General features: G+C 52.9%; 26 protein-coding genes. 9 read left to right on the top strand and 17 right to left on the bottom strand.

The annotated features are described in order from the left end of the window. Window positions 1–22 precede the first annotated feature (22 nt). The 7 genes from tdcB (at window position 23) to ACH0VJ_RS11175 (ending at window position 10,384) form a co-directional block, all read left to right on the top strand. Window positions 23–1,012, top strand: a complete 990-nt coding sequence (gene tdcB, locus ACH0VJ_RS11205; RefSeq protein WP_000548368.1) for a bifunctional threonine ammonia-lyase/L-serine ammonia-lyase TdcB — start codon at window positions 23–25, stop codon at window positions 1,010–1,012. 20 nt (window positions 1,013–1,032) lie between these two features. Further along, complete coding sequence (gene tdcC / locus ACH0VJ_RS11200) at window positions 1,033–2,364, top strand: threonine/serine transporter TdcC (protein ID WP_000108129.1); 1,332 nt, start codon at window positions 1,033–1,035, stop codon at window positions 2,362–2,364. 66 nt (window positions 2,365–2,430) lie between these two features. After that, window positions 2,431–3,639 carry a propionate kinase gene (gene tdcD / locus ACH0VJ_RS11195; protein WP_001001855.1) on the top strand — a complete coding sequence of 403 codons (1,209 nt, stop codon included), beginning with the start codon at window positions 2,431–2,433 and terminating at the stop codon, window positions 3,637–3,639. A 33-nt stretch (window positions 3,640–3,672) separates the two neighbouring features. After that, a complete protein-coding gene (pflB, locus tag ACH0VJ_RS11190) occupies window positions 3,673–5,967 on the top strand; it encodes a formate C-acetyltransferase (protein ID WP_000867326.1) in 2,295 nt (764 codons plus the stop codon). A 69-nt stretch (window positions 5,968–6,036) separates the two neighbouring features. After that, complete coding sequence (gene tdcG, locus ACH0VJ_RS11185; RefSeq protein WP_000622080.1) at window positions 6,037–7,401, top strand: L-serine ammonia-lyase; 1,365 nt, start codon at window positions 6,037–6,039, stop codon at window positions 7,399–7,401. Window positions 7,402–7,716: 315 nt separating this feature from the next. After that, window positions 7,717–9,048, top strand: a complete 1,332-nt coding sequence (locus tag ACH0VJ_RS11180) for an amino acid permease (RefSeq protein WP_000443187.1) — start codon at window positions 7,717–7,719, stop codon at window positions 9,046–9,048. A 25-nt stretch (window positions 9,049–9,073) separates the two neighbouring features. Beyond that, complete coding sequence (locus tag ACH0VJ_RS11175) at window positions 9,074–10,384, top strand: serine dehydratase subunit alpha family protein (RefSeq protein ID WP_000463090.1); 1,311 nt, start codon at window positions 9,074–9,076, stop codon at window positions 10,382–10,384. Window positions 10,385–10,496: 112 nt separating this feature from the next. On the opposite strand, the gene ACH0VJ_RS11170 is transcribed toward ACH0VJ_RS11175, so the two are convergent. Together ACH0VJ_RS11170 and ACH0VJ_RS11165 are read right to left on the bottom strand one after the other, a co-directional pair. After that, on the bottom strand, window positions 10,497–10,661 hold the full coding sequence (locus tag ACH0VJ_RS11170; protein ID WP_000039324.1) for a hypothetical protein: 165 nt from the start codon (window positions 10,659–10,661) through the stop codon (window positions 10,497–10,499). Between the two features lie 23 nt (window positions 10,662–10,684). After that, window positions 10,685–11,386 carry a pirin family protein gene (locus tag ACH0VJ_RS11165; protein ID WP_000633547.1) on the bottom strand — a complete coding sequence of 234 codons (702 nt, stop codon included), beginning with the start codon at window positions 11,384–11,386 and terminating at the stop codon, window positions 10,685–10,687. 104 nt (window positions 11,387–11,490) lie between these two features. On the opposite strand from ACH0VJ_RS11165, the gene yhaJ reads away from it, so the two are divergent. Next, window positions 11,491–12,387, top strand: a complete 897-nt coding sequence (gene yhaJ / locus ACH0VJ_RS11160; RefSeq protein ID WP_001041026.1) for a DNA-binding transcriptional regulator YhaJ — start codon at window positions 11,491–11,493, stop codon at window positions 12,385–12,387. 38 nt (window positions 12,388–12,425) lie between these two features. Here the strand turns inward: yhaJ and ACH0VJ_RS11155 are convergent, their stop codons facing one another. The 14 genes from ACH0VJ_RS11155 to ACH0VJ_RS11090 form a co-directional block, all read right to left on the bottom strand. Further along, the gene (locus tag ACH0VJ_RS11155; RefSeq protein WP_000384139.1) at window positions 12,426–12,791 is read right to left on the bottom strand and encodes a DUF805 domain-containing protein; all 366 of its coding nucleotides are present in this window, start codon (window positions 12,789–12,791) and stop codon (window positions 12,426–12,428) included. A gap of 123 nt (window positions 12,792–12,914) precedes the next feature. Further along, complete coding sequence (locus ACH0VJ_RS11150) at window positions 12,915–13,901, bottom strand: glutathione S-transferase family protein (RefSeq protein WP_000531161.1); 987 nt, start codon at window positions 13,899–13,901, stop codon at window positions 12,915–12,917. Between the two features lie 67 nt (window positions 13,902–13,968). Further along, window positions 13,969–14,361: a DoxX family protein gene (locus tag ACH0VJ_RS11145; RefSeq protein ID WP_001592732.1), complete on the bottom strand. Its 393-nt coding sequence runs from the start codon at window positions 14,359–14,361 to the stop codon at window positions 13,969–13,971. Between the two features lie 237 nt (window positions 14,362–14,598). After that, on the bottom strand, window positions 14,599–14,898 hold the full coding sequence (locus tag ACH0VJ_RS11140) for a YqjK-like family protein (protein WP_000095496.1): 300 nt from the start codon (window positions 14,896–14,898) through the stop codon (window positions 14,599–14,601). Then, the gene (locus ACH0VJ_RS11135; RefSeq protein ID WP_000785626.1) at window positions 14,895–15,293 is read right to left on the bottom strand and encodes a phage holin family protein; all 399 of its coding nucleotides are present in this window, start codon (window positions 15,291–15,293) and stop codon (window positions 14,895–14,897) included. Before ACH0VJ_RS11135 ends, ACH0VJ_RS11140 begins: the two co-directional genes overlap by 4 nt. Before the next feature lie 2 nt (window positions 15,294–15,295). After that, window positions 15,296–15,601, bottom strand: a complete 306-nt coding sequence (locus ACH0VJ_RS11130; RefSeq protein ID WP_000031219.1) for a YqjD family protein — start codon at window positions 15,599–15,601, stop codon at window positions 15,296–15,298. Between the two features lie 41 nt (window positions 15,602–15,642). Next, complete coding sequence (locus ACH0VJ_RS11125; RefSeq protein ID WP_000877297.1) at window positions 15,643–16,011, bottom strand: DUF1090 domain-containing protein; 369 nt, start codon at window positions 16,009–16,011, stop codon at window positions 15,643–15,645. A 144-nt stretch (window positions 16,012–16,155) separates the two neighbouring features. Continuing rightward, entirely contained in the window at window positions 16,156–16,539 is a 384-nt protein-coding gene (mzrA, locus tag ACH0VJ_RS11120; RefSeq protein WP_000917516.1) for an EnvZ/OmpR regulon moderator MzrA, read from the bottom strand. Between the two features lie 3 nt (window positions 16,540–16,542). Beyond that, on the bottom strand, window positions 16,543–17,205 hold the full coding sequence (gene yqjA / locus ACH0VJ_RS11115) for a DedA family general envelope maintenance protein YqjA (RefSeq protein WP_000422143.1): 663 nt from the start codon (window positions 17,203–17,205) through the stop codon (window positions 16,543–16,545). A gap of 449 nt (window positions 17,206–17,654) precedes the next feature. Continuing rightward, the gene (sstT, locus tag ACH0VJ_RS11110; RefSeq protein WP_000235361.1) at window positions 17,655–18,899 is read right to left on the bottom strand and encodes a serine/threonine transporter SstT; all 1,245 of its coding nucleotides are present in this window, start codon (window positions 18,897–18,899) and stop codon (window positions 17,655–17,657) included. Window positions 18,900–19,153: 254 nt separating this feature from the next. Beyond that, the gene (locus ACH0VJ_RS11105; RefSeq protein ID WP_001098833.1) at window positions 19,154–20,122 is read right to left on the bottom strand and encodes a TerC family protein; all 969 of its coding nucleotides are present in this window, start codon (window positions 20,120–20,122) and stop codon (window positions 19,154–19,156) included. A gap of 272 nt (window positions 20,123–20,394) precedes the next feature. Next, on the bottom strand, window positions 20,395–21,393 hold the full coding sequence (locus ACH0VJ_RS11100) for a Gfo/Idh/MocA family protein (protein WP_000617682.1): 999 nt from the start codon (window positions 21,391–21,393) through the stop codon (window positions 20,395–20,397). Between the two features lie 88 nt (window positions 21,394–21,481). Beyond that, complete coding sequence (locus tag ACH0VJ_RS11095) at window positions 21,482–22,174, bottom strand: vancomycin high temperature exclusion protein (protein WP_000951045.1); 693 nt, start codon at window positions 22,172–22,174, stop codon at window positions 21,482–21,484. A gap of 151 nt (window positions 22,175–22,325) precedes the next feature. Next, window positions 22,326–22,823, bottom strand: coding sequence for a M48 family metallopeptidase (locus tag ACH0VJ_RS11090; protein ID WP_000202966.1), 498 nt, complete (start codon window positions 22,821–22,823; stop codon window positions 22,326–22,328). Window positions 22,824–22,908: 85 nt separating this feature from the next. On the opposite strand from ACH0VJ_RS11090, the gene rlmG reads away from it, so the two are divergent. Next, the gene (gene rlmG, locus ACH0VJ_RS11085) at window positions 22,909–24,045 is read left to right on the top strand and encodes a 23S rRNA (guanine(1835)-N(2))-methyltransferase RlmG (protein WP_000019983.1); all 1,137 of its coding nucleotides are present in this window, start codon (window positions 22,909–22,911) and stop codon (window positions 24,043–24,045) included. A gap of 80 nt (window positions 24,046–24,125) precedes the next feature. Here rlmG and ACH0VJ_RS11080 read toward each other — a convergent pair whose 3' ends face one another. Beyond that, window positions 24,126–26,144: an NADPH-dependent 2,4-dienoyl-CoA reductase gene (locus ACH0VJ_RS11080; RefSeq protein ID WP_000121536.1), complete on the bottom strand. Its 2,019-nt coding sequence runs from the start codon at window positions 26,142–26,144 to the stop codon at window positions 24,126–24,128. Window positions 26,145–26,259 lie beyond the last annotated feature (115 nt).

Raw genomic sequence — 26,259 nt, 5'->3', positions numbered from 1 at the left:
ATACCCAGGTTAAGAGGTTATAATGCACATTACATACGATCTCCCGGTTGCAATTGAAGATATCCTCGAAGCGAAAAAAAGACTGGCGGGGAAGATATATAAAACGGGAATGCCTCGCTCTAACTATTTTAGTGAACGTTGCAAAGGCGAAATATTTCTCAAGTTTGAAAATATGCAGCGTACGGGTTCATTTAAAATTCGTGGCGCTTTTAACAAACTTAGCTCGTTAACGGAGGCGGAAAAACGTAAAGGCGTCGTGGCCTGTTCCGCAGGTAATCATGCACAGGGCGTTTCTCTTTCTTGCGCAATGCTGGGTATTGACGGCAAAGTCGTGATGCCGAAGGGCGCGCCAAAGTCAAAAGTGGCGGCCACCTGTGATTATTCGGCGGAAGTGGTGCTCCACGGTGACAACTTCAATGACACCATTGCTAAGGTGAGTGAAATTGTCGAAACCGAAGGCCGCATTTTTATTCCGCCTTACGACGATCCAAAAGTCATTGCCGGGCAGGGCACTATTGGTCTGGAAATTATGGAAGATCTGTACGATGTCGATAATGTCATCGTGCCTATTGGCGGCGGTGGTTTAATTGCAGGTATTGCCATTGCGATTAAATCGATTAACCCGACCATTAAAGTTATCGGCGTACAGGCCGAAAATGTTCACGGTATGGCGGCGTCTTATTACGCTGGCGAAATAACCACGCACCGAACGACCGGCACCCTGGCGGATGGTTGTGATGTCTCCCGCCCGGGTAATTTAACCTATGAAATTGTTCGTGAATTAGTCGATGACATTGTTCTGGTTAGCGAAGATGAAATTCGTAACAGCATGATCGCTTTAATTCAGCGCAATAAGGTTATTACTGAAGGCGCTGGCGCTCTGGCCTGCGCCGCACTATTAAGCGGGAAATTAGATAGCCATATTCAGAACAGAAAAACGGTCAGTATTATTTCTGGCGGCAATATCGATCTTTCTCGTGTATCACAAATTACGGGTTTAGTTGACGCTTAATCTTTTCGTGAGGATAGGATATGAGTACTACTGATAGCATTGTATCCAGCCAGGCAAAACAGTCGTCATGGCGTAAATCGGACACGACGTGGACGCTGGGTTTATTTGGTACCGCCATCGGCGCCGGGGTGCTGTTTTTCCCTATCCGCGCCGGGTTTGGCGGGCTTATCCCCATTCTGCTGATGCTGGTTTTAGCTTACCCCATTGCGTTCTATTGTCACCGGGCGCTGGCGCGTCTGTGTTTATCCGGATCTAATCCGTCCGGCAATATTACGGAAACGGTCGAAGAGCACTTTGGTAAAACGGGCGGGGTAGTTATCACGTTCCTTTACTTCTTTGCGATTTGTCCGCTGCTGTGGATTTATGGCGTCACCATCACTAACACGTTCATGACGTTTTGGGAAAACCAGTTGCAGATGCCAGCGTTGAATCGCGGTTTCGTGGCGCTGTTCTTGCTGCTGCTGATGGCCTTTGTGATCTGGTTTGGTAAAGATCTGATGGTTAAGGTGATGAGTTACCTGGTATGGCCGTTTATCGCCAGCCTGGTGCTAATCTCATTATCGCTGATTCCTTACTGGAACTCGGCGGTTATCGATCAGGTTGATCTCAGTAATATCGCGCTGACCGGGCACGATGGCATACTGGTTACGGTGTGGCTGGGCATCTCTATCATGGTGTTCTCCTTTAACTTTTCGCCCATCGTCTCTTCCTTCGTGGTGTCTAAGCGGGAAGAGTATGAGAAAGAGTTTGGCCGCGAATTTACCGAGCGTAAATGTTCACAGATCATCTCGCGCGCCAGTATGTTGATGGTCGCCGTGGTGATGTTCTTCGCCTTTAGCTGCCTGTTTACGCTCTCTCCACAGAACATGGCGGATGCGAAAGCGCAGAACATTCCGGTACTTTCCTACCTGGCCAACCATTTCGCCTCTTTGTCGGGGACAAAATCTACTTTTGCAACGGTGCTGGAGTATGGCGCGTCTATCATCGCGCTGGTTGCTATTTTCAAATCTTTCTTCGGTCACTACCTGGGGACGCTGGAAGGGCTGAACGGCCTGGTGCTGAAATTCGGTTATAAAGGCGATAAAACCAAAGTCTCTATGGGCAAGCTTAATACCATCAGCATGATCTTTATTATGGGGTCTACCTGGGTCGTAGCTTACGCAAACCCGAACATTCTGGACCTGATTGAAGCGATGGGCGCGCCGATTATCGCCTCGCTGTTATGCCTGCTGCCGATGTACGCCATTCGTAAAGCGCCGTCGCTGGCGAAGTACCGTGGTCGTCTGGATAACGTGTTCGTCACCCTGATTGGTCTGCTGACCATCCTGAATATTGTCTACAAATTGTTCTAATCCTCACGTTTAGCCTGCGTTCCGCCCCAGGGCGTGGACGCAGGCTGACATCGACGGAGGCACTACATGAATGAATTTCCGGTCGTTCTGGTCATTAATTGCGGATCATCTTCTATCAAATTCTCTGTACTGGATGTCGCTACCTGTGATGTTTTAATGGCGGGAATAGCAGATGGGATGAATACTGAAAACGCCTTTTTATCTATTAATGGCGATAAGCCGATAAACCTCGCGCACTCTAATTATGAGGACGCGTTAAAAGCCATTGCCTTTGAGCTGGAAAAACGTGATTTAACGGATAGCGTGGCATTAATTGGTCACCGTATCGCGCACGGTGGAGAGCTATTTACGCAGTCCGTCATTATTACCGATGAGATTATCGATAATATTCGTCGGGTATCACCTTTAGCGCCGCTGCATAATTACGCTAATTTAAGCGGCATTGACGCGGCGCGGCACCTTTTCCCGGCCGTGCGTCAGGTGGCGGTATTTGATACCAGTTTCCACCAGACGCTGGCGCCGGAAGCCTATTTGTACGGATTGCCGTGGGAATATTTTTCCAGCCTGGGTGTGCGTCGCTACGGCTTTCACGGTACGTCGCATCGCTATGTTTCGCGGCGCGCGTATGAACTGCTTGACCTCGATGAAAAAAACTCGGGTCTGATTGTCGCGCATCTGGGCAATGGGGCGTCTATCTGCGCGGTACGCAATGGTCAGAGCGTGGATACCTCAATGGGGATGACGCCGCTTGAGGGGCTGATGATGGGCACTCGCAGTGGCGACGTTGATTTCGGCGCGATGGCGTGGATAGCCAAAGAAACCGGGCAGACGTTGAGCGATCTGGAGCGAGTGGTGAATAAAGAGTCCGGTTTGCTCGGCATCTCCGGGTTGTCATCCGACCTTAGAGTCCTGGAAAAAGCCTGGCACGAAGGACATGAGCGCGCCCGGTTAGCGATAAAAACGTTTGTCCACCGTATCGCCCGTCACATTGCCGGACACGCGGCATCGTTACATCGGCTGGATGGCATTATTTTTACCGGCGGTATTGGTGAAAATTCAGTATTAATTCGCCAGTTGGTCATTGAACATCTGGGCGTGCTGGGGCTTACGTTAGACGTTGAAATGAATAAGCAGCCGAATTCTCACGGCGAGCGCATTATTTCCGCTAACCCTTCTCAGGTTATTTGCGCTGTTATTCCCACGAATGAAGAGAAAATGATTGCCCTTGATGCCATTCATTTAGGCAACGTGAAAGCACCAGTGGAATTTGCATAACTTAACGGCTGTTCTGTAGAGAGATTATTTTTCATGAAGGTAAATATCGATACCAGCGATATGCTGTATGCCGAAGCATGGCGTGATTTTAAAGGTACGGACTGGAAAGAAGAAATTAATGTCCGTGATTTTATTCAGCATAACTATACGCCCTATGAGGGGGATGAATCTTTTCTCGCCGACGCGACGCCAGCGACCACAGCGTTGTGGGAAAAGGTGATGGCGGGAATACGTATCGAGAACGCGACCCATGCGCCGGTGGATTTCGATACCAACATCGCGACGACGATTACCGCGCACGATGCGGGGTATATTGAAAAAGAGCTGGAAAAAATCGTCGGTTTACAAACGGATAAGCCGCTTAAACGCGCTTTGCATCCGTTTGGCGGCGTTAACATGATCAAAAGTTCATTCCACGCCTATGGCCGCGAAATGGACGCTGATTTTGAATATACCTTTACCGACCTGCGGAAAACCCATAATCAGGGCGTATTCGATGTTTACTCGCCGGATATGCTGCGCTGCCGTAAATCCGGCGTATTAACCGGTTTGCCGGATGGTTATGGTCGCGGGCGCATTATTGGCGATTATCGCCGCGTCGCGCTGTATGGCATCCGTTATCTGGTGCGCGAACGCGAGCTGCAATTCGCCGACCTGCAGTCGAATCTGGAGCGGGGACAGAATCTTGAGGCGACGATTCGCCTGCGTGAGGAGTTGGCGGAGCATCGTCGCGCGCTGCTGCAAATGCAGGAGATGGCGGCGAAATACGGCTACGATATCTCCCGCCCGGCGCGAAACGCGCAGGAAGCGGTACAGTGGCTCTACTTCGCTTATCTGGCGGCGGTAAAATCGCAAAATGGCGGTGCAATGTCGCTGGGAAGAACCGCCTCGTTCCTTGATATCTACATTGAGCGCGATTTCAACGCGGGCCTTCTGACAGAGCAGCAGGCGCAGGAACTGATCGACCATTTCATCATGAAGATCCGCATGGTGCGCTTCCTGCGCACGCCGGAATTTGATTCGCTCTTTTCCGGCGATCCGATCTGGGCCACCGAAGTTATTGGCGGAATGGGGCTTGATGGCCGCACGCTGGTGACGAAGAACTCTTTCCGTTATCTGCATACCCTGCACACGATGGGGCCAGCGCCGGAGCCGAACCTGACCATACTGTGGTCTGAAGCGTTGCCGGTGGCATTCAAAAAATATGCTGCGCAGGTCTCCATCGTGACCTCATCTTTGCAGTATGAAAACGACGATTTAATGCGTACCGACTTTAACAGCGACGATTACGCCATCGCTTGTTGCGTCAGCCCGATGGTCATCGGTAAGCAGATGCAGTTCTTCGGCGCGCGCGCCAACCTTGCCAAAACGTTGCTGTACGCTATCAATGGCGGCGTTGATGAGAAACTGAAAATCCAGGTCGGGCCGAAAACCGCGCCGTTAACGGATGAGGTGCTGGATTATGACGCGGTAATGGAGAGTCTCGACCATTTTATGGACTGGCTGGCGGTGCAGTACATTAGCGCGCTGAACATCATTCACTACATGCACGATAAGTACAGCTATGAAGCTTCGCTGATGGCGCTGCACGACCGTGATGTGTATCGGACGATGGCGTGCGGCATCGCCGGACTGTCGGTGGCGGCGGATTCCCTGTCCGCCATCAGGTACGCTCAGGTGAAGCCGATCCGCGACGAAAACGGCCTTGCCATCGACTTTGCTATTGAAGGCGAGTATCCGCAGTACGGCAACAACGATGAGCGCGTGGACAGCATCGCCTGCGACCTGGTGAAACGCTTTATGCAAAAAATTAGCGTGTTGCCGACGTATCGCAATGCGGTGCCGACGCAGTCCATTTTGACCATCACCTCGAACGTCGTGTACGGGCAGAAGACCGGCAATACGCCGGATGGACGCCGCGCCGGAACGCCGTTCGCGCCGGGGGCGAACCCGATGCATGGTCGTGACCGCAAAGGGGCGGTGGCCTCGCTGACGTCGGTGGCGAAACTGCCGTTTACCTACGCCAAAGACGGTATTTCGTACACCTTCTCGATTGTGCCTGCGGCGCTCGGGAAAGAAGATGCGGTGCGGAAAACCAATCTTGTCGGCCTGCTGGACGGCTATTTCCATCATGAAGCACAGGTAGAAGGCGGGCAGCATCTGAACGTCAATGTCATGAACCGTGAAATGTTGCTGGATGCGATTGAACATCCGGAAAACTACCCGAACCTGACGATCCGCGTTTCCGGCTATGCCGTGCGCTTCAATGCGCTGACGCGTGAACAGCAACAGGACGTTATTTCGCGCACCTTTACTCAGGCGATGTAACGTGAACGGGGCGATCGTGTGGATCGCCCCGCGACGGATCTTCGCTGAACGGTAATCTTAGGGGGAGATATGATTAGCGCATTTGATATTTTTAAGATTGGCATTGGACCTTCAAGCTCCCATACCGTAGGGCCAATGAATGCAGGAAAATGTTTTATCGATCGGCTGATCGACAGCGGCGACCTGCCGCGAACGACGCGCATCACGGTTGATCTTTACGGATCGCTATCGCTGACGGGCAAAGGCCACGCGACCGATACCGCCGTCATTATGGGCCTGGCGGGCAATACGCCGCAGGATGTCAATATTGATAGCATTCCGGCGTTTATCCAGGAGGTTGCCCGCAGCAGCCGTTTATCGGTGGCGGGTGGCGCGCATGTGGTGGATTTTCCCGTCGCCGACAGTATTTTCTTTCACGCTGAAACCCTGGCGCGCCATGAAAACGGTATGCGTATTACCGCCTGGAACGGACAAGCGCCGCTTTTACACAAAACGTATTACTCTATTGGCGGCGGCTTTATTGTCGAAGAGGAGCGTTTTGGTCAGTCGCACGACGTAGAAAAATCGGTGCCGTATGATTTTCATTCCGCCAGCGAACTGTTGACGCTGTGTGAAAGACAGGGGCTCTCGGTTTCCGGCCTGATGATGCAAAATGAACTGGCGTTGCGGAGCAAAGAGCAGATTGACGCTGGCTTTGCCCGCATCTGGCAGGTGATGGCGACCGGAATTGAACGTGGCATGAATACTGAGGGCGTGCTGCCGGGGCCGCTGAACGTTCCACGCCGCGCGGTAGCGTTACGGCGTCTGCTGGTCTCCAGCGATAATCTCTCCCGCGATCCGATGAACGTTATTGACTGGATTAACATGTTCGCCCTGGCCGTGAGCGAAGAGAACGCGGCGGGCGGGCGAGTGGTCACCGCGCCGACCAACGGCGCGTGCGGCATTATTCCTGCGGTGCTGGCCTATTACGACAAATTCCGTCGTCCGGTCAATGCCAACTCTATCGCCCGTTATCTGCTGTCGGCGGGGGCGATTGGTATGCTGTACAAGATGAACGCCTCGATATCCGGCGCGGAAGTGGGGTGTCAGGGCGAGGTTGGCGTCGCGTGTTCGATGGCGGCGGCGGGGCTGACAGAACTGCTGGGCGGCAGCCCGGCGCAGGTCTGTATTGCGGCGGAAATTGCGATGGAGCATAACCTTGGCCTCACCTGTGACCCGGTGGCGGGTCAGGTACAAATCCCTTGTATTGAACGTAATGCGATTAACGCCGTTAAAGCGGTAAATGCGGCGCGAATGGCGCTACGCCGTACCTCTGAACCGCGGGTTTCGCTCGATAAAGTAATCGAAACCATGTACGAAACGGGTAAAGACATGAACGACAAATATCGCGAGACGTCGCGCGGCGGTCTGGCGATTAAAGTCGTTTGTGGATAGGCCCGACAGGCGCAGAGTGAGCAGGCTATGGGATAACGTAGAAGACAGAAGTTGAGAAAAGGGCGCACCAAAGTGCGCCCTTTTTTGTTGTGATACGCGTCAAATAGAGAAAATAACAACATTAAACCAATAGTAAATAGAAAAGAATTCTTAACCCACAAGAAATGCAGGCGTTTTATTGGTAAGTTTTTCTCTTATCGTGCGCGTATGATTTTCTTATTACAAGAAAGTACCTGCACCTCACGTTCTGCATATCGCCTTGCTGCGGCACGAAAAATAAAAAAAACCTCTACCTACACATTGAGCGAGAATTTTATGGAATCGGCAAGTAATACCAGCGTAATCCTCGACGCATCAGCCCCGGCGCGTCGGGCAGGGATGACTGAAAGCGAATGGCGTGAAGCCATCAAATTTGATAGTACCGACACCGGTTGGGTCATTATGAGTATCGGGATGGCGATTGGCGCAGGGATCGTTTTTCTTCCTGTCCAGGTTGGCCTGATGGGACTTTGGGTCTTTTTACTCTCTTCTATTATTGGCTATCCGGCCATGTACCTGTTCCAGCGGCTGTTTATTAATACGCTGGCGGAATCCCCGGAATGTAAAGACTACCCCAGCGTGATCAGTGGCTATCTGGGCAAAAACTGGGGTATTTTATTAGGCGCGCTGTACTTTGTGATGCTCGTCATCTGGATGTTCGTCTATTCTACGGCGATTACTAACGACAGCGCCTCTTATCTGCATACTTTCGGCGTAACGGAAGGATTGCTTTCCGATAGTCCATTTTATGGTCTGGTGCTGATCTGCATCCTGGTGGCGATTTCCTCACGCGGTGAAAAATTACTGTTCAAAATCTCCACTGGCATGGTGCTGACCAAGCTACTGGTAGTGGCGGCGCTGGGCGTCTCTATGGTGGGTATGTGGCATCTGTATAACATTGGCGCGCTGCCGCCGATGGCCCTGCTGATTAAAAACGCCATTATTACCCTGCCATTTACGCTGACCTCGATTTTATTTATCCAGACGTTAAGCCCAATGGTGATCTCTTACCGTTCACGCGAAAAATCTATTGAGGTCGCACGCCATAAAGCGCTGCGTGCCATGAATATTGCGTTTGGCATCCTGTTCGTTACCGTATTTTTCTATGCGGTTTCCTTCACCCTGGCGATGGGGCATGACGAAGCGGTGAAAGCCTACGAGCAGAATATTTCCGCCCTGGCGATCGCCGCGCAATTTATTAGCGGCGATGGCGCTGGCTGGGTCAAAGTGGTTAGCGTAATTCTGAACATCTTTGCCGTCATGACCGCCTTCTTTGGCGTTTATTTAGGATTCCGCGAAGCGACGCAAGGCATTGTGATGAATATCCTGCGCCGTAAAATGCCCGCCGAGAAGATTAAGGAAAATCTGGTACAGCGCGGCATTATGATTTTCGCTATTTTGCTGGCCTGGAGCGCCATTGTGCTCAACGCGCCGGTACTGAGCTTCACCTCTATTTGTAGCCCTATCTTCGGTATGGTGGGCTGTTTAATTCCGGCATGGTTGGTCTACAAGGTTCCCGCATTGCACAAATATAAAGGCGCTTCGTTGTACCTGATTATTATTACCGGTCTGCTGCTATGCGTTTCTCCGTTCCTGGCATTCTCTTGATATACCTGAGATTAAGGTTGTTGTTATGTTTGAATCTAAAATAAATCCATTGTGGCAAAGTTTTATTCTGGCCGTACAGGAAGAAGTAAAACCGGCGCTGGGGTGTACTGAGCCAATTTCACTGGCGCTGGCGGCAGCGGCGGCGGCGGCTGAACTTAACGGCACAGTTGAACGCATTGACGCGTGGGTTTCGCCCAATCTGATGAAAAATGGTATGGGCGTTACCGTTCCAGGAACGGGAATGGTAGGGCTACCGATCGCCGCGGCGTTGGGCGCGTTGGGCGGTGATGCGAAAGCCGGGTTGGAGGTGTTAAAAGACGCTTCCGCTAAAGCCGTTGCCGATGCAAAAGCGATGCTGGCCGCTGGACATGTCGCGGTGATGTTGCAGGAGCCATGTAACGATATCCTGTTTTCACGGGCGAAAGTGTATAGCGGCGATAGCTGGGCATGTGTCACGATCGTCGGCGATCATACAAATATTGTGCGGATAGAAACCGACAAGGGTGTGGTATTTACCCAGGCCGATAATGCGCAGGAAGAAGAAAAAACCTCGCCACTGGGAGTGCTGTCTCATACCTCGCTGGAAGAGATCCTGGCGTTTGTGAATGCGGTGCCCTTTGACGCTATCCGCTTTATTCTCGATGCGGCCAGGCTAAACGGCGCGTTGTCGCAGGAGGGACTGCGTGGTTCCTGGGGGCTGCATATCGGTTCGACGCTGGCCAAACAGTGCGATCGCGGTCTGCTGGCGAAAGATCTCTCCACGGCGATTTTGATCCGTACCAGCGCGGCGTCAGACGCCAGAATGGGCGGTGCCACGTTGCCCGCGATGAGCAACTCCGGCTCCGGCAACCAGGGGATTACCGCCACGGTGCCAGTCATGGTGGTTGCTGAACATGTCGGCGCCGATGACGAGCGCCTGGCGCGCGCGCTAATGTTATCGCATTTGAGCGCTATCTATATTCACCATCAGCTTCCGCGTTTGTCGGCGCTGTGCGCGGCAACTACGGCGGCGATGGGCGCGGCAGCGGGTATGGCGTGGCTGATAGATGGTCGTTACGACACTATCGCAATGGCTATCAGCAGTATGATTGGTGATGTCAGCGGGATGATTTGCGATGGCGCGTCGAATAGCTGCGCGATGAAAGTCTCTACCAGCGCGTCGGCGGCGTGGAAAGCCGTACTGATGGCGTTGGATGATACGGCGGTGACCGGAAACGAAGGGATTGTGGCGCACAATGTCGAACAATCTATTTCGAATTTGTGTTCGCTGGCGTGTCGCTCAATGCAGCAGACCGACAAGCAGATCATCGAGATTATGGCCAGTAAAGCGCATTAATAATAACGCCCCGGCATGACGTCGGGGCAGCGTGTTGCCCGATGGCGCTGCGCTTATCGGGTCTACCCGTTATCAGCCGGATCGGGCGCTTGCGCCGCCATCCGGCATGATTTCAGGCTGCGGCCTCTTCTTCTGCCAGCCGGGCTTCGGCGTCCGCCACGATGGCTTCCAGTTCGGTTAGCATCTCTTCATAGCCCAGCGGCACAGCGGCGCTCATCGCCTCCTGTACGGCAGGTTTTACCACGGGCTGACGTTTCTTCGCCGATTTTTTGCTCATCTTGCGACTCCTTTTCTGGCTGGCTACACCGGTAAATCTACCAGTAATGCGCGCAGCGGCGTATCGGCAACCAGCGTAATGTTAGGTTCATCACGAATAAATGCGCCATCTCCGCAGGTTAACGCCTCGCGTTCTTCGTTGTGCGTCATCGCGTGGAACGTACCGTGAATCGACTGCAAATAGGCGCGCGGCCCGTGAAGCTGGAAATTAAGCGATTCGCCTTTCTCCAGCGTAATATGATGTACCCAGACCTGTTGGCGCAGTTGTAAGCTGTTTTGCTCACCGTCGGGCGAGGCAAGAAGCTGTTGTTGCGCCGCCAGGAGTGGGATTTTTTGTACCAGCGTGTTTTCCCGTTCAGGACAGGCGTCAAGCCACAGTTGCATTCGGGTTAACGGCTTAACTTTGCTGATATTATGTTCGCTGTAGCTAATGCCCGGCTGCGCGGCGAGCAGTAACGCTTCGCCCGCTTTAGCCTGTACATGGTTGCCGTCGCTGTCGCGGTATTCCGCTTCGCCGTCCAGAATCAGGTTTAAAATATCCACCTTTGGGTAAGTTCGAGGCTGAAAAGAGGCGCCCGGCGCCAGCACTTCCTGGTTCAGTACGCGCAACGACGCGTAGCCTAGCAGTGTAGGGTCGAAATAGTGTCCAAAGGAGAAGGTATAGCGGGCCTGTAGCCATCCGTAGTCTGCCTGTCCACATTGTTTGGCGGTTCGGGTCGTAATCATCGTTATTAACCTCTCTTTACTTCCTTTTATGTTAAGGGGCTGGACGCTGCATTGTTAGCCAGATATTCTGCCCGGTATGTTCAAATTTCCTGAATGAGAACGTTATGGCTAAAGAGAGAGCGCTGACGCTTGAAGCATTGCGTGTGATGGACGCCATTGACCGCCGGGGCAGTTTTGCCGCAGCGGCTGATGAGTTGGGGCGTGTGCCCTCCGCGCTGAGTTACACCATGCAGAAGCTGGAAGAAGAGTTGGACGTTGTACTGTTCGATCGCTCCGGCCATCGTACAAAATTCACCAACGTCGGACGTATGCTGCTGGAACGCGGGCGGGTATTGCTGGAAGCGGCAGACAAGTTAACGACGGATGCTGAAGCGTTGGCCCGCGGTTGGGAAACGCATCTGACGCTGGTCACTGAAGCTCTGGTACCGACGCCTGCTTTTTTTCCACTGATCGACCGGCTGGCCGCTAAAGCCAATACGCAGCTTTCATTGATTACCGAAGTACTGGCTGGCGCATGGGAGCGGCTTGAGCAGGGACGGGCGGATATCGTTATCGCTCCGGATATGCATTTTCGATCGTCGTCGGAAATTAACTCCCGTAAGTTGTATACGTTAATGAATGTGTATGTCGCCGCGCCTGACCACCCTATTCATCAGGAGCCGGAGCCGCTTTCGGAAGTGACGCGGGTTAAATACCGCGGCGTAGCGGTAGCGGATACCGCGCGCGAGCGGCCGGTATTAACGGTGCAACTGCTGGATAAGCAGCCACGTCTGACGGTAAGCACGATTGAAGATAAACGTCAGGCGCTGCTGGCCGGGCTTGGCGTCGCGACCATGCCATATTCGATGGTGGAACAGGATATTGCCGAAGGGCGGCTACGCGTGGTCAGCCCGGAATCGACCAGCGAAATCGATATTATTATGGCCTGGCGGCGCGACAGTATGGGGGAGGCAAAAGCCTGGTGCCTGCGGGAAATACCTAAGCTATTCGCCGGAAAATAAATAGCGCGCGGCGCTTTAAAAGCGGCGCCGCGCCGCCATCAGGAAAAACGTTTCGGATCGGGGCCGAAGCGGTTGTCGCCCGGCGTACCATTCTGGCAGTTGAACGCGATGATGATAAGCCAGCCGATAATGGGGATAAGTAGCAACAGTAGCCACCATGCGGAGCGGTCAGTGTCATGCAGACGACGGAACTGCACGGCCCACCACGGTAAAAAGATCAGAACGCCGTAAATGGTGGTCAGAACGCCTTCACCCCCGGCGCGTTGCCAGCCAAGCATGGCGTCCAGCAGGCCCAACACAAAGGTAAAGATGATATTGACCAGAATAAACATCCAGTACTCTTTGCGTCGCGCGCGGCCGCCAAATCCCAGATAATTTTTTAAAACCTTTAAATACCAATCCATTTTCGCCTCAATAATGGTTCAATCACTTGTTTTTAAAGTAATCAAACTAAGAATAGCCGCGAATGAAATGCTGGTAAATATTTGTGGTATTTATTAATAAGGCGTCCCGGAGGACGCCTGAAATTAGCCAAAGCGCACGTCGCGCCCGTGAGGTTCGAGCAGATCCTGCCACGGTCCGACAGAAATGATACCCGTGGGGTTAATCGTTTTATGGCTACGGAAATAGTGGTGACGAATATGGTCCATATTAACAGTTTCAGCAATGCCCGATATTTGATAGATATCGCGCAGGAAACCGTACAGATTCAGGTAGTCGCTGATTCGGTATTTGTCGCATTTGAAATGAGTCACGTAAACCGGATCAAAGCGTACCAGGGTCGTCCATAAGCGGATATCCGCCTCGGTCAACTGGTCGCCCGTCAGATAGCGGTGCTGTCCGAGAATCTGTTCCAGGCGCGCCAGCGCAGTAAATACCTTGTCTACCGCTTCATCATACGCTTGCTGGCTGGTGGCGAAGCCTGCTTTATAAACGCCGTTATTAACGTTGTCATAAATCCAGCCGTTTAACTCGTCAATTTTGCTTTGCAGCGCGGGGGGATAGTAATCCCCGGCTTTAGCGCCCAGCCCATCGAAGGCGGAGTTAAACATACGAATGATTTCGGCGGACTCGTTGCTGACGATAGTATGATTTTTTTTATCCCATAAGACCGGTACGGTGACGCGGCCGCTGTAGTGTGGATCGGCGTGCAGATACAACTGGTAGAGAAATTCATGCTGATAGAGGGTATCGCCGGTGGCCGCCGGAAAAGTATCATCAAACGTCCAGCCGTTTTCCAGCATCAATGGATTCACGACGGAAACCGGAATAAACGGCTCCAGACCTTTCAGTTTACGGAAAATGAGCGTGCGATGCGCCCAGGGGCAGGCAAGGGAAACGTACAGATGGTAACGATCTTTTTCTGCGGCGAATCCGCCTTCGCCGGAAGGTCCGGGCGCGCCGTCAGCGGTAAGCCAGTTGCGGAAAGCCGACGCTGAACGCTGAAATTTCCCCCCGGAAGATTTGGTGTCATACCAGGTATCGTGCCAGACGCCATCGATCAGTTGTCCCATGTCTCTCTCCTTCAGATGACAAAAGCGAGGCGCTATTCCCTCGCTTTTTTAATTGAGTATAGATTGCTTACCACTTTTTATTCAGCAGACGGTCAAGGCTGAACGCGCCAGGCCCGGTTAACGCCAGTAATAAGAATCCGCCGGCAATGGTCAGGTTTTTCATAAACATCAGCGAGTTTACACCTTCTGCAAAATTGCTATGGAAGATCAATGCCGTCAGCAACGTAAAACCAGCGGTGAAAAGCGCAGTGGTGCGGGTGAGGAACCCCAGCAGAATCGCCAGACCGCCGCCGAACTCAAGCAGTATGGTGAGCGGCAGCAGGAATCCTGGTACGCCCATCGCTTCCATATACTGCTGTGTGCCCGCATAGCCGCTAATTTTTCCCCATCCTGCGGTAATAAACAGAACTGGCATTAAAATACGCGCTATCAGTACACCAACATCTTCTAATTTTTTCATTTTATTCTCCAGGGGGCCGATTCGGCGGCTGCTGCTATTTTCATGAGCAATGACGCGGTTTGGCGCATCATTTTTATCGCTGGAGAGAATCATAAACGTGGCGTGCAGGAATTGTTAGCAAGGAAAATTGCCAAATTTTTTCAAAAAATTTGAGTGATTGCTAAAGAGACGATATGCATAAAAGTATCGCGCCACCAGGTGATAACCTGATGGCGCGATGCTATAAAAGAAAAGATATTAACCGCGGAGCTGTTGTTGACGGAGGGTAGTTTTTACCAGGCGCCAGGCGCTCCAGATACCCAGGCCGCGTTTCGCCCAGCGTACCAACATATTAGGATGACGGATGGTCCAGATGGCCATTACGCTGCTACCGACCAGCGCCCAGGAGCGCAGGCTTAACACCGTATTCCAGCCGCGATCGTACGCGCCGGTGGTCTCCAGCCAGTCGCGACGGCTGGCGGACAGATCCAGCCGTTGCTGCTGGATCTGACTGAGAAGCAGCGCTTTACGTTTTTCGCGTTCGCCTTTGCTGCTCACGACTGATCGTCCTCCAGAATTTGCCGATCGTTAGCCAGTTCGTGCCGCGTATGGCGCAATAGCGTGGACTGACGCGCTTTGCGCAAAGTCCAGATGCCGCCGATTAGCGCAAGCACTAACAGCACAACTGTGGTAGCGATCATCGCGTTCAAACGGTACTGAGGATCGATAGCCCAGATGACCAGAACCATCAGGCTCATTAAGCCAAACGCCGCGAAGAGCATGGTAAGACCTACCATCAGCAAAAGCTGAAAGAGGTTCGCTTTCTCTTCTTCCAGTTCTACTACCGCCAGTCGCAGCCGGGTTTCCACCATCTCAACGATAATGGTGACAATCCGCTGCCCGATACCCAGTACGCTTTTGCCTGGTCCTTGTGCCTGTCGAGAGTCCGCCATAATTAACGACGCGTCAGCAGTACGCCCAACACCAGACCGACAGCGGCGCCAATGCCTACGCCTGTCCAGGGATTTTCGCGCACATAATCATCGGCGCGGGCGGCGGCGACGCGAGTCTGTTTGGCAATCACATCACCCGTTTCGCCCAGGCGGTAACGGCTCTCTTTCAGCGCGCGCTCGGCTTTGCTACGAATCTTACTCAACTCTTCTTTCGACTTTTCGCCCGAAGAGCTCAGCACTTCTTCAAGCGTATCGGTCAGGGATTTCAACTCAGCGCGCAGATGTTCCGTAGTGTTATCTTTCGACATAGTTTTCTCCAGGTGAGTGAGTATTTACATTCGGCGTTAATTTAGTAGTCTCTGGCCTCAAGTTTTTTTAGCTCATCCTGAGCCTCGGCCAGCTTACGTTCACGTTTGTCTATTTTATCCGCATCGCCTTTTGCTTTTGCCTCGGCTAAATCACGTTGGCGTTCGGCTACCTCTTCTTTTTGCTCAGCGATCTTTTTCTGATGCTCGGCGCGCAGCTTGCTGTCAGTACAATTGGCGCGTACTTCGCTGAGCGCCTTGTTCAGACCCTCAATACGGCGCTGATTGTTGTGCTTTTCAGCGTAGCTAATTTCCTTTTGTATATCCTGCTCTTTTTCCTGACAAAGCGAATTAGCGTAGCTACCGGCGCTAAGTGTAAAAAGCGTGATAGCCAAAGCGATGCGGTATTTCATTCCTGAACTTTCCCTTATGTTCGGACCCGTTGTCCGGGGCGGTGATCCCGATAATAACGCGGTGGGTTAAACACCGCTTTATTAATCATAGTCATTAAACAATGAAATCACCAAAGTGAGTGATATGATTCGGATTCCTGGAGATTAGCCAAAGCGGTGTGAGCTTTCCCGTAAGCGGGACAGCCACTGTACCGTTTCGTTGTCATCGTCCTGCTGAGCGACGACATAACCGTGTGGTAACGTTTGATCAAGCACTGTTTTTGCTGCGGCGCTTTGCGCAGGGGAATCGAAGGTAATGAGCAACATGTCATTTTTAGGCGTAATGCTTTTAAAATGAATGCCGTTCGCATCCAGATGATGCAGAACTGAGAAGCCGTCTGGCATACTGGCGCCCTGGTTAACCGCGCGAATGGCCAGCGTCGACTCTTGCTGACGCAGCGTTGACCACGTCATCATGAGTATGGTCAGCATCAGTAGAAAAGCGCTGATCCAAATGAGTTGTCGGGCAGTTATGCGTGGTTTAAGCATAAGTTATCCCCGGCTCCCATACTTCTTTTTCCACAGCATGACCAGTGAACCCGCCAGGCCAAAAAAGAGCAGCACCACGGGCAGCAGCATCAGGCATGACATTAACTGATCTTCATACTTCATAAAGACGGGCGTTTTGCCCAGCAGATAGCCCAGCGACGTCAGGATAAGCACCCACAACAAGCCGCTCATCCAGTTGAAGAACTGAAAGCGCGCGTTATTCAGACCGGATATGCCGGCAATGGTGGGCAGCAGCGTTCTGACAAACGCGATAAAACGGCCTATCAATAGTGCCGACAGGCCGTGTTTATGGAAAAGGTGATGGGCGCGTTGATGATAATGTGCGGGGAGATGAGAGAGCCAGTTTTGCACGGTGCGGGTATTCCCCAGCCAGCGGCCCTGAATATAGCTGACCCAGCAACCCAGGCTGGCCGCGACGGTAAGCAGCAAAATGGTTTGTGGATAACCCATCGCGCCTTTGGCGATCAGCACGCCGACCAGGATCAACAGGCTGTCGCCAGGCAAAAAGGCGGCAGGGAGCAGCCCATTTTCCAGAAACAAAATCATAAATAACACAAAATATAACATGCCAATCATGGAAGGATTGGCCAGTGTTTCAAAGTCCTGAGCCCACAGGGCATTCAGCAATTGAGTCAGTAGTTCCATTCAGTATTCCTGGAGAATCGGTTAACGTCACGCCGGTGATCTGAGGTTTGCACTGCCGCAACAGAGTTGGAGTTTTTATCAGCGTTGCGGAAACGGCAAATTCGCGGCCTGAACTATTCCTTGTTAAGTTGTGAAGTAAGCAAGCACTAACACACAAAAATTCAAAATGCATCTAATTGTAACAAAGGTCAACGAAGTCCGTTATAGAAATTACGCGTCGTTGAGCTTTGATTTTGCTTATCGCAAGGGAGGGTGGCGAGAGGATTTACACAGGCTGACACTTTATACTTTACGCTGACCGAGCGCCGCGGCAGACGCCATCTACATATAACGTTACGCGAGGATGTTGCGCGTGAACATCAATTCGCTTTCCATCACAGCCTATGGATTGGGAGATTCAGATCTATCGTTACGCCGGATGGCATACGCCATCCGGCATCGATAATCACTTAGCTACGCAAGGCGTTATTCGCCAGACGTTCGTCCTCTGCCTGGCAGGCTGCCGCAGTGAACAGAACATCGGTAGACGAGTTCAGCGCCGTTTCACACGAATCCTGCAATACGCCGATAATAAAGCCGACCGCTACTACCTGCATCGCGATATCGTTCGGGATGCCAAACATGTTGCACGCCAGCGGGATCAGCAGCAATGAACCGCCTGCCACGCCGGAGGCGCCGCAAGCACACAGCGAGGCCACCACGCTCAGCAGCAGCGCTGTAGGCAGATCCACCGGGACGCCTAACGTATGGACTGCCGCCAACGTCAGAACCGTAATGGTAATTGCCGCGCCGGCCATATTGATAGTGGCGCCCAGCGGAATGGAAACGGAGTAAGTATCCCTGTCCAGATTCAGCTTTTCGCACAGCGCCATATTCACTGGAATATTGGCGGCAGAGCTGCGGGTAAAGAAGGCATAAACGCCGCTTTCACGCAGGCAGGCGAACACCAGCGGATAAGGGTTGCGACGAATTTTCCAGAATACCAACAGCGGGTTGACCATCAGCGCGACCAGCAGCATACAGCCAATCAAGACGACCAGCAGGTGCGCATAACCCCACAGGGTAGAGAAGCCGGTGGTTGCAAGCGTTGATGAAACCAGACCAAAAATACCGACTGGCGCGAAACGGATCACCAGTTTCACCATAAAGGTCACGGCGTTAGACATATCGTTCACGAGGTTTTTGGTGGTTTCATTGCCATGACGCAGGGCAAATCCCAGACCGACGGCCCATACCAGAATCCCGATATAGTTAGCGTTCAGCAGCGCGTCGATGGGGTTCGACACCATGCTCATCAGCAGACCGCGCAGGACTTCTACAATGCCGGACGGCGGCACGATATCCTGGGCGCTACTGGACAAATGCAGGGTTGAAGGGAAGGCGAAGCTGAACACAACGGCCGCCAGCGCGGCTGAAAAGGTGCCTAGCAGGTAAAGAAAGAGAATAGGGCGAATATTGGTTTTTTGGCCGTGCTGGTGGTTGGCGATCGAGGCCATTACCAGCATCAGCACCAGAACGGGGGCGACCGCTTTTAAGGCGCCGACGAACAGGGTGCCAAGCAAGCCAACCGCTTCTGCCGCAGGCTTAGAAATCCATGCCAGTAAAATCCCCAGTACCAGACCCACTAAAATTTGTTTAACCAGACTGCCTTGCGCTAAACGCTGCAGTAGCCCTGATGCTCGTTGCGTAGCCATTTCATGTTCCTTGTATTGTGTTGCTGGTCATCCCCTGCACGCTCTTACGGCGCATCTTTCAGGATGTAACAAAGTGTTTGCCTGGTTGAGTATAAGGAAAGTTGAAGGTTCGGGAAGCGAAATATCCTGGATTTTTTGCTGTGATCATGTTTTATAACTTTATATTAACAGTATTGTGACATGTTAAACAAAAACGCCCGACAGGTGTGCGCTGTCGGGCGTTTTTGACGGGGCAGGTTTACCCCGATAAAAGATTATTGCGCTCGTAGTTTCTTATCGCGCTGATGGTTAACCCAGGCGTTAATCACCAGCGTAATGGTCAGAATACCAAACACTACGCCCAGCGAAATCGCGATAGGAATATGGTAGAAGTCGACGATCAGCATCTTAATGCCGATAAAGACCAGAATGACCGCCAGACCATATTTCAGCATCGAGAAGCGTTCCGCCACGCCGGACAGCAGGAAGTACATCGCGCGCAGTCCTAAGATGGCAAACAGGTTAGAGGTCAGTACGATGAACGGGTCGGTGGTGACCGCAAAGATCGCCGGAATACTGTCAACGGCGAAGATCACATCGCTGAACTCAACCATAATCAGCACCAGCAGCAGCGGCGTGGCATACAGCAGGCCGTTTTTACGTACGAAAAAGTGCTCGTTCTCGATCGTATCGGTCATGCGCAGATGCCCGCGCAGCCAACGCACCATCGGTTTTTCGCCAATGCCGGATTCATCTTCCTTCGCCAGCGCCATTTTTACGCCGGTAAACAGCAGGAAGGCACCGAACACATACAGCAGCCATTCGAACTGAGTGATAAGCCAGGTACCGGCGAAAATCATGATAGTACGCAACACGATCGCGCCAAGAACCCCATACACCAGCACCCGGCGTTGCAGAGCCGGAGGGACGGAGAAATAGCTAAACAGCATCAGCCAGACAAAGACGTTATCTACGGCCAGCGACTTTTCAATCAGATAGCCGGTAAGGAACGCTAATGCCTGCGGGTCAGCAACTTCGCGCCCTTGCGTTTCAGCCAGATACCACCAGAAAGCGGCGTTAAACAGTAGCGAGAGCGTTACCCACAGGATTGACCATCCTGCCGCTTGTTTCATCGACATAGCATGTGCGCCACGGCGTCCCTGCAACAACAGGTCGATGGATAGCATTATCACCACAACAACCGCGAATCCACCCCATAATAATGGCGTACCAACAGTATTCATTATTTCTCCCTATGCAAAAAAAAAAAACGGCTAACGCCGAATGGCATTAGCCGCTGCTTTTATGCATAGACCTTGCCATTCGGCAAGGTCTCACTTACAACAATAAAGGAATACGCTGACGCATTCCTTTATGGCTGCCCGGTGACCGGATGTGGTTTTGCACACATCGTAATGACGATCGACCGGCAATGAAGTTACTCCCCTTTGCGCGTAACAAAGTATGACAGGCCACGCGTAGAGTCAATGACCTGTAACATATGATTTACATAATTTTACGCAGTAAGGGGATGGGTCAGATCGTCCGCCGGGAAGATGACCCCGGTTTGACGGCGTATTTCTGTCAGCCATTTTGCCGTGGCGCGACTTAGCGACAACCCCGGATGTTCCACGGCATGGTTTTCAATAAGCTGGGCAAACGCCCCGGCTTCATACAGCATGGTATTAATATGCTGAGGCTGGGTCAGATCCTGCATCAGCGCGCCGCGCGGCGCAAAACACACTTTCTGGCATTCCGACAGCTTTTCAATGACCAGCGATCCCCTCTCGCCCTGAATTTCACTGGCCAGTACCGAGTCGCTGACTTTGGAATGCTGTAGCGTGACGCTAAAATCGCCGTAATCCATAACCACGACGCCGTGCGCATCTACTCCGCTTTCCAATAAATTCGCCGACGCCTGAACACTGCGCGGCTCGCCCCATAGCGCGATCGCCGACGCCAGACAGTAATACCCGATATCCATAATCGAACCATTGGAGAAGGCCGGATTAAACGTATTCGGATTTTCACCGTTCAGATAGCGCTGATAACGTGAAGAGTACTGGCAGTAATTTAGGAATGCTTTATGCATTCTGCCGATTTTCGGCAACGATTCCCGCAGCAGCAGGAAATTGGGCAGGCAGGCGGTTTTAAAGGCTTCAAACAGTACCCGCTGATTATCGCGCGCGCAGGCGATAGCGGCATCAACCTCCGCCAGGTTAGAAGCCAGCGGCTTTTCGCACATGACATGCTTTTTATGCTGCAAAAAGCGCTGCGTCTGGGAGAAATGCAGGGAATTCGGGCTGGCGATATAAACCGCCTCAATCGCGTCGCTTTGCGCCATCGCTTCCAGCGAGGTAAACAGATGCTCGACGGGATAATCATTTGCGAAAGACTGCGCCTGTTCAAGACTACGGGAGTAAACGGCGGCGAGCCTGAATTTGCCGGTTTCATGGGCGGCGTCGACAAACTGGCGCGTGATCCAGTTAGTCCCAATTACAGCGAAACGTATCATAAACGTCAGCGGACTCCAGAAAGGGATTTTTCGTCAATGTAGCACGCCTTTCCGCCCTTGCCAGTGCGCTGCGACGCACTCTGGCATTTTACTGGCGAGAAGGGCACCCGTGTGCGCTATCAGCCCCAATAGTGACGCCAGCGCCCAGATATTTAGGCTGACGGTGCAAAATTTTGGCATCCAGCACCGCGCTAACCCGCGCCAGCTTTTCCCGAAGTCGTGTGTAGGTTCCGTGCCTTTTATTCAGATCCGGCGCGTTAACGCCGATAGCGTCAATGCCATATTGTTGCGCCAGCCAGATCGCCCGTTGATTATGGAATGCTTGCGAGATAATCGTAATGCGGCTTTCGCCAAACACTTTCCGGGCGCGAACTACGGAGTCCAGCGTGGAGAATCCGGCATAATCACAAAAAATGGCCGCTTCCGGCACACCTTTCGCTATCAGCGCCTGCTGCATCGCCGAAGGTTCATCGTACTCTTTTTTGCCGTTATCGCCGCTGACTAACAGCCACTTCACTTTACCGGCGTGATACAACGCGGCGGCAGTATTAATCCGCCGGGTAAAATACCGATTGCCGGGTTTGGCGCCTAACACCAGCCCGACGTTGCGGGCGGGAACGGTCTGAATGTCATTCCATGTCAGATGCTGTGAGGCGTTGACGATAAGCCAGTTGGAATAGAAAAGCGCGACGCCTGCTGCGACAAGCAGAAAACACGCCACTGTTAACGCCCGGCGTGTAAAACAGAGGCGGCGGATAAAACGGGCACATTGTGAGAGCATGGTCGTTGCGCGGTTCCGTTGGCGGTGGATAAAAAATACCCTCTACAGATCGTCATCCTTGACGTGGCGGCAGGCAATGAGCGAAATGTGAACGCGTCGATTTTATGCCCACGCCGTTAAAAAGATACGGGGGAAGGGGCATTTTCAGAATTTATTGTGCCGACAGCGCCTGATGCGTCAGCCACAGGCGCGTATCAAACTCCAGTTGATGGTACTGCGGCTCCATATGGCAACAGAGCTGATAAAACGCTTTGTTATGATCTTTCTCTTTCAGGTGTGCCAGTTCGTGAACCACAATCATCCGTAAGAATGGCTCCGGAGCGTTGCGAAACACGGTAGCGACGCGGATCTCCGCCTTTGCCTTGAGCTTGCCGCCCTGAACGCGCGAGACAGCGGTATGCAGTCCCAGCGCATTTTTCAGCACATGGATCTTGCTGTCATACATCACTTTATTGATGGGCGGCGCATTGCGCAGAAACTGACTTTTCAGTTCCTGAGTATAGTGATATAGCGCTTTGTCAGTAGCGTAATCATGCGCGCCGGGATAACGTTTTTCCAGCACCGCCCCCAGGCGCTGCTCGGCGATTAAGGCGCGCACCTGGGCAAGGAGATGTTCCGGATACCCCTGAAGGTAAGTTAGTGAGGTCATCAAAGCTCCATGTTGCTGATAAAAAGTGTATACTCACGCACCCTTTTCAGGGATAACGCCGCAATTTTACCATTCAGGAGGCCTAATGAGCCACGTAGACGACGGTTTCCGTTCACTGACGCTGAAACGTTTTCCGCAAACGGATGATGTTAACCCGCTTCTGGCGTGGGAGGCGGCCGATGAGTATCTGCTGCAACAGTTGGATGAGACGGAAATTCGCGGCCCGGTGCTGATCCTGAATGATACGTTTGGCGCGCTAAGCTGTGCGCTGGCGGAGCATTCGCCATACAGTATTGGCGATTCGTATTTAAGCGAACTGGGTACGCGAGAGAATTTACGCCATAACGGCATCGCGGAGTCCAGCGTAACGTTTCTCGACAGTACCGCTGACTACCCGCAGGCGCCGGGCGTGGTATTGATTAAGGTACCGAAAACGCTGGCGTTGCTGGAACAGCAGTTACGCGCTTTGCGTAAGGTCGTTACGGCGCAAACGCGTATTATCGCCGGCGCGAAAGCGCGAGATATTCATACCTCTACGCTGGAACTGTTTGAAAAAGTGCTGGGCCCAACCACGACGACGCTGGCGTGGAAGAAAGCGCGCCTGATTAACTGTACCTTCAGTCATCCGCAACTGGCCGACGCGCCGCAAACGCTAAACTGGAAACTGGAAGATACAGGCTGGACGATTCACAACCACGCGAATGTGTTTTCTCGTACCGGATTGGATATCGGCGCGCGCTTCTTTATGCAGCATTTGCCGGAAAACCTCGACGGGGAGATTGTCGATCTCGGCTGCGGCAATGGGGTGATTGGCCTGAGCTTACTGGCGAAAAATCCGCAGGCGAACGTGGTATTTGTCGATGAATCGCCGATGGCGGTAGATTCCAGCCGTTTGAATGTAGAAACGAACCTGCCGGAAGCGTTCGAACGCTGCGAATTTATGATCAACAACGCGCTCTCCGGCGTGGAGCCGTTCCGTTTTAACGCTGTGTTCTGCAACCCGCCGTTCCACCAGAAACATGCGCTGACGGATAATATCGCCTGGGAGATGTTCCATCATGCCCGCCGCTGCCTGAAAATCAACGGCGAACTGTATATTGTGGCGAACCGCCATCTGGACTATTTCCACAAGCTGAAGAAGATTTTCGGTAATTGCGCGACGATAGCAACCAACAATAAGTTTGTTATTTTGAAAGCGGTGAAGCAGGGACGCCGTCGATAAGGCGCTCAAGCGTCATACCGGCCTATAAAACCGGTATGACGACGTAAGCCCGATAAGCGCAGCGCCATCAGGTAAAGTCGTTAAATCTCCAGCGCCAGTCGGGTGCCCTGGGCAATCGCCCGTCGGGCATCCAGCTCCATCGCGACATCGCATCCGCCGATAAGATGTACCGTTTTACCTGCGGCGCGTAACGGGTCCGCCAGCTCGCGGCGAGGTTCCTGTCCGGCGCAGATCACCACATGATCCACTTCCAGCAACTGCGGTTCGCCGCCGATCAAGAGATGTAATCCGTCGTCGTCGATCTTCTGGTAACTGACCGCCGGGATCATCTTCACGCCGCGCGCCAGTAACGTCGCGCGATGGATCCAGCCGGTGGTTTTACCTAACCCTTCGCCCGGCTTGCTGGCTTTGCGTTGCAGCATGACGATTTGCCGTGGACTACGTGCCAGGCGCGGGCCTTCCGGGCGCAGACCGCCTGCCTGTTGCAGGCTGGTATCAATTCCCCATTCCGTACAAAATTCAGCAATATTTTGGCTGGTGGATTCGCCGTGCTGGCTCAGATACATGGCCGTGTCAAAACCGATCCCGCCGCAGCCAATGATCGCCACTCGCTTACCAACCGGCGCTTTATCGCGCAATACCTCCAGGTAGGTCAATACTTTTGGATGATCGATACCGTCTATCGGCGGGCGTCGCGGTACTATTCCGCAGGCGAGGATCGCTTCGTCAAACGGCTGAAGATCCTCTGCGTTCACCCGTTGGTTCAGTTTCAGCGTAACGCCAGTAACATCGATCATTCGACGGTAGTAGCGCAGCGTTTCATAAAACTCCTCTTTACCCGGGATCTGCCTGGCGATAGTAAACTGACCGCCAATTTCACTCTGGGCGTCAAACAGCGTGACATGATGGCCGCGCGACGCGGCGTTAATCGCGAAAGCCAGCCCCGCCGGGCCTGCGCCGACAACGGCCAGGTTCTTTTTGCGTATGGCCGGCGTTATCGGCATGTGGGTTTCGTGACAGGCGCGCGGGTTCACCAGACAGGAGGTCACTTTGCCGATGAAGATCCGATCCAGACAGGCCTGATTACAGCCGATACAGGTATTGATCTCATCTGCGCGTCCGGATTGCGCTTTAGTCAGGAATTCAGCATCGGCAAGGAAGGGACGCGCCATCGACACCATATCGGCATCGCCGCGCGTCAGGATCGTCTCGGCGACCTGCGGATCGTTAATGCGATTGGTCGCGATCAGCGGAACCGACACATGACCTTTGAGTTTCCGCGTCACCCAGCTAAAGGCGCCACGCGGTACTGGCGTGGCGATGGTCGGGATTCGCGCCTCATGCCAGCCAATGCCGGTATTAATTAGGCTTGCGCCTGCGGCTTCAATGGCTTGCGCCAGTTGTACCGTTTCGTCGAACGTGCCGCCATTTTCCACCAGATCGAGCATCGACAGGCGATAGATAATAATAAAGTCGTTCCCTACCCGCTGGCGTACCGCGCGTACTACCTCAACCGCGAAGCGCATACGGCTGGCATAGTCGCCGCCCCATTCGTCATCGCGATGGTTAGTTCGCCGCGTGAGAAATTCATTAATCAGATAGCCCTCTGATCCCATCACCTCTACGCCGTCGTAGCCTGCTTCCCGCGCCAGCTGCGCGCAATGCGCGAAGTCGTCGATTAACTGCAAGATTTCACCATGCGTCAGTTCGTGCGGCATAAAGCGGTTGATTGGCGCCTGAATTGCCGACGGCGCGACCAGGTGCGGCTGATAGCTGTAACGTCCGGTGTGCAGAATTTGCAGCGCGATTTTACCGCCTTGCGCATGTACGGCATCGGTCACCACGCGGTGAGGCGTTAACTGGCTGGCGTCGTTCAGCATCGCGCCGCCGGTCATCACGACCCCGGAGGGAACGGGCGCAATACCGCCGGTGACGATTAACGCTACGCCGTGTCGCGCGCGCTCGGCATAAAATGCCGCCAGGCGCTCGGCGCCATCAGGATGTTCTTCCAGACCCGTGTGCATCGATCCCATCAGCACGCGGTTTCTGAGAGTAGTAAAGCCCAGATCGAGCGGGGCGAACAGCGACGGGTAGCTCATAAGCGTATCCAGTATGTAAAATTATTGTTATGTGGTCGGATGAGTTACTACTGTAGCCGTCGCGAGGTAAAAGGGAAAAGGGGAATGTGGTGATTGTGATGGGATTCAAAAAAGA

The sequence above is a fragment of the Salmonella sp. 2020_1459 genome, from assembly GCF_043847915.1.
Lineage (GTDB): Bacteria > Pseudomonadota > Gammaproteobacteria > Enterobacterales > Enterobacteriaceae > Salmonella > Salmonella enterica.
The sequence above is the reverse complement of the archived record's forward strand: the minus strand, read 5'-3'. Positions and strand labels throughout refer to the sequence as shown.